This is a genomic window from Streptomyces poriferorum, assembly GCF_019399235.1.
GTDB lineage: Bacteria > Actinomycetota > Actinomycetes > Streptomycetales > Streptomycetaceae > Streptomyces > Streptomyces poriferorum.
Genome location: NZ_JAELVH010000459.1, coordinates 1 through 3,224, shown reverse-complemented (window position 1 = coordinate 3,224; position 3,224 = coordinate 1). Strand labels below are relative to the sequence as shown.

At 68.6% G+C, this 3,224-nt stretch carries 5 protein-coding genes; 1 reads left to right on the top strand and 4 read right to left on the bottom strand.

Going from position 1 to position 3,224, the window contains the following annotated elements; translation table 11 throughout:
* From JGS39_RS38340 to JGS39_RS38325, 4 genes are all read right to left on the bottom strand, one after another.
* Window positions 1-217, bottom strand: a 217-nt coding sequence (locus JGS39_RS38340; protein WP_219574392.1) for a hypothetical protein, incomplete at its 3' end; no start/stop codon positions are given.
* Window positions 218-457: 240 nt separating this feature from the next.
* Window positions 458-781 (bottom strand): STAS domain-containing protein, encoded by a 324-nt coding sequence (locus tag JGS39_RS38335; RefSeq protein WP_018102617.1) that lies wholly within the window; start codon window positions 779-781, stop codon window positions 458-460.
* A 249-nt stretch (window positions 782-1,030) separates the two neighbouring features.
* Window positions 1,031-1,879, bottom strand: a complete 849-nt coding sequence (locus JGS39_RS38330) for a 3-hydroxyacyl-CoA dehydrogenase family protein (RefSeq protein ID WP_219574391.1) — start codon at window positions 1,877-1,879, stop codon at window positions 1,031-1,033.
* Window positions 1,880-2,010: 131 nt separating this feature from the next.
* The gene (locus JGS39_RS38325) at window positions 2,011-2,646 is read right to left on the bottom strand and encodes a TetR/AcrR family transcriptional regulator (protein ID WP_219574390.1); all 636 of its coding nucleotides are present in this window, start codon (window positions 2,644-2,646) and stop codon (window positions 2,011-2,013) included.
* 81 nt (window positions 2,647-2,727) lie between these two features.
* On the opposite strand from JGS39_RS38325, the gene JGS39_RS38320 reads away from it, so the two are divergent.
* A partial coding sequence (locus tag JGS39_RS38320) for an ATP-binding cassette domain-containing protein (protein WP_219574389.1) occupies window positions 2,728-3,224 on the top strand: 497 nt, incomplete at its 3' end.

Below are 3,224 nucleotides of genomic sequence, written 5' to 3'. Positions count from 1 at the left end.
CCCCGGGCGGGCACGGCTCGACCTCGCTGCCGTCGACGGGGTTGACGGTGAGCAGGAAGTCACCGGATATGAGCGGGACGATCCGCGCCTGTTGCGGTGTTTGCTGACCGAAATCCGGCGTCAGCGGATCCCGGGAAGGGCGGCGCCGGCCGGCTTCCTCGGAGAAGCCGTTGCCGTCGTGGCCGAACTCTTCCGGCCCCCGGTGTATCGGGTCCATCGCCAAAGCCCCCAAGACGCGTCGAGCACGGTTGTCCCTCCCGGCCTCGCACGCCCAGCTGTCGTTTCCGGTCCGGTGTCCGCCAGGTGGGTCCGTCAATCGGCAGACGGCCGAACCCTAAACCTTCGCACAGTATCTACGAACATCCGGGGTGCCGCGCCGCCCCACAGATCACGGTCTCGTGAGGATTGTGTGGCTTCGGCCGGGGCTCCGGGGACGGGTGTCCGCCGCCCGGCGCCCTCAGACGCGCGGCAGGGACTCTGCGGCGATTCCACCCTCGATGGCCAGAATGCGGTGCAGTCTGGTGGCCACCAGCAGGCGTTGCATCTGCGGCGGTACGCCGCGGAGCACCAGCCGCCGCCCGGCACGCCCGGCTCTGCGGTGCGCTCCCATGATGACGCCCAGCCCGGTGGCGTCCCACGAATCCAGCTCGGTCAGGTCGAGCACCAGGTCGCCGACTCCGTCGTCGAGGGCCGAGTGCAGGACCGTACGGGCGTCCGCCGCGCTTCGGACATCGAGGCGGCCCCCGACGACCAGCTCGGCGTGGTCGCCCCTGATGTGCATATGCGCTCCCCTGGAATGCTCCGTGGCGTGGTCGGTCTGTCTGAAACTGTCTCTGCCCCAACTGACTGCGGCAGCGGCAGGGAAGTTGCCGTCTGTAAGCGAACCGATACCGAATTCACTCCGTGGAGTGACCGAAGCCCGCCGCGGGCCCCGTACGCATCCGCTGCGGATCCGCTGGTTCCGGAAGACGGCCCCCGGAAGCCCCGGGCCTGATCGACGGCGGATCAGGCGGCCCGGGACCGAAGACGATCAGTAGGTGTAGAAGCCCTGCCCGCTCTTGCGGCCGATGTCACCTGCGTCGACCATTCGGCGCATCAGCTCCGGGGCGGCGAACTTCTCGTCCTGGGACTCGGTGTAGATGTTGCCGGTGGCGTGCAGCAGGATGTCGACGCCGGTCAGGTCCGCGGTGGCGAGCGGTCCCATCGCGTGGCCGAATCCGAGCTTGCAGGCGATGTCGATGTCCTCGGCCGAGGCGACGCCCGATTCGTACAGCTTGGCGGCCTCGACGACGAGGGCCGAGATCAGCCGGGTGGTGACGAAGCCGGCCACGTCGCGGTTGACCACGATGCAGGTCTTGCCGACCGACTCCGCGAACTCGCGTGCGGCGGCGAGGGTTTCGTCGCTGGTCTTGTAGCCGCGGACGAGTTCACAGAGCTGCATCATCGGAACCGGCGAGAAGAAGTGCACGCCGACGACGCGCTCCGGGCGCTCCGTCACGGCCGCGATCTTGGTGATCGGGATGGCGGAGGTGTTGGAGGCGAGCACGGCGTCGTCCCGGACGATCTTGTCGAGGGTCCGGAAGATCTCGTGCTTCACCTCCAGCTTCTCGAAGACGGCCTCGACGACGATGTCCGCGTCGGCGACGGCGTCGAGATCGGTGGTCGTGGTGATGCGGGCGAGCGCGGCCTCGGCGTCGGCCTCCGCGAGCTTGCCCTTGGAGACGAACCTGTCGTAGGAGGCCTTGATGCCGTCACGGCCACGGGTCAGGGCCGCGTCGGTGACATCCCGCAGCACGACGTCCCAGCCCGCCTGGGCGGAGACCTGCGCGATACCGGACCCCATGAGTCCGGCGCCGATGACGGCGAGCTTCCTGGCCACGTTGGCACCCCTATGCTTCTCAGCGGTTCTTGTTCCGTGCTCTCCGGCGGAGGTTAGTACCCGTGAGGGGCGCTGGGGCGGTGAAGAGATGCGCGTCACGTCTCAAATGACGGACATCACACCGGGATGCGTCATTCGGCGGCGCGCCGGGCGTAGTTGAGCACCGTTTCGCCCAGCAGGCCCTCGATGTCGTCGAGCAGGACGAGGGCGTCGCGGGACACTTCGGCCGGTTTGCGGCCCGCCACCATCTCGCCCCCGATGTACGCCATGAGCGTCGCGTGCACCCAGGAGAGCTGGCCGGCCACCAGGCTCGCGGTCCGGTCCCCCGCCCCGCACTCCTCCTGCAGTGTTCCCTCCAGACGCTGGAGGGCTTCCTGCTGGATGTGCCAGAGGCGGGCCTTGAGGCTGTCGGCGCCCTCGATGACCCGCATGAAGCGCTCATAGCCGTCCATCAGGCCGACGGTGGGTGACACGCCCTCCACCTGGATGCGCAGTTCGCGCAGGACGGCGTCGGCTGCGGACTCACCCTTGTCCCGGCCCCGTACGTACCGCGAGAGGCGGTCGACGACGCCCTGGCTGCGGTCGAGGAAGAGGTCCTCCTTGGTCGGGAAGTAGTTGTAGACCGTGTTCACCGAGACGTCGGCGGCCCGGGCGACTTCGGCGATCGTGACCGCGTCGAATCCCCGCTCCAGGAAGAGACCGGTGGCCACGTCCGAGAGGTACTGCCTGGTCTGGCGCTTCTTGCGCTCCCTGAGTCCCTCAGCCATGGGCCCATCGTAGGACGCCCTGGGGTTCCTGAATATTTGGTGTCATTGCAATTTTTCAGTGACTCTGTTTTTGTGGTCGCTATGCCAATCATCAGTACGTCCGGGCTCGCCCGGACCTTCGCCTCGAAGACCGGCCCCGTGGAGGCGGTCCGCTCCCTCGACATGACGGTCGCGACCGGCGAGATCGTCGGCCTCCTCGGCCCCAACGGGGCGGGCAAGACCACCACCCTGCGCATGCTCACCACACTGCTCGCCCCCACCGGCGGCGCGGCCACCGTGGCCGGCCGCGATCTGGTCGAGGACCCGGCGGGCGTACGGGAGAAGTGCGGGTACGTGGCCCAGTCGGGCGGTGTCGACCCCCACATCAGCGTCCGGGAGGAACTGGTCACCCAGGGCCGGCTGTACCGGCTCGGCAAGACCGCTGCCGTGGCCCGGGCCTCGGAACTCGCCGACGAGCTGGGCCTGACCGAGCTGCTCGACCGAAGGACGATCACGCTCTCCGGGGGCCAGCGCAGGCGGCTGGACATCGCGATGGGTCTCACCCACCGCCCGGCCGTGCTCTTCCTCGACGAGCCGAC

What these genes read in the sequence shown, in the direction of transcription:
- JGS39_RS38325 (WP_219574390.1), bottom strand. Translation starts at nt 2,646, where the DNA reads ATGGCTGAGGGACTCAGGGAGCGCAAGAAGCGCCAGACCAGGCAGTAC.
- JGS39_RS38335 (WP_018102617.1), bottom strand. Translation starts at nt 781, where the DNA reads ATGCACATCAGGGGCGACCACGCCGAGCTGGTCGTCGGGGGCCGCCTC.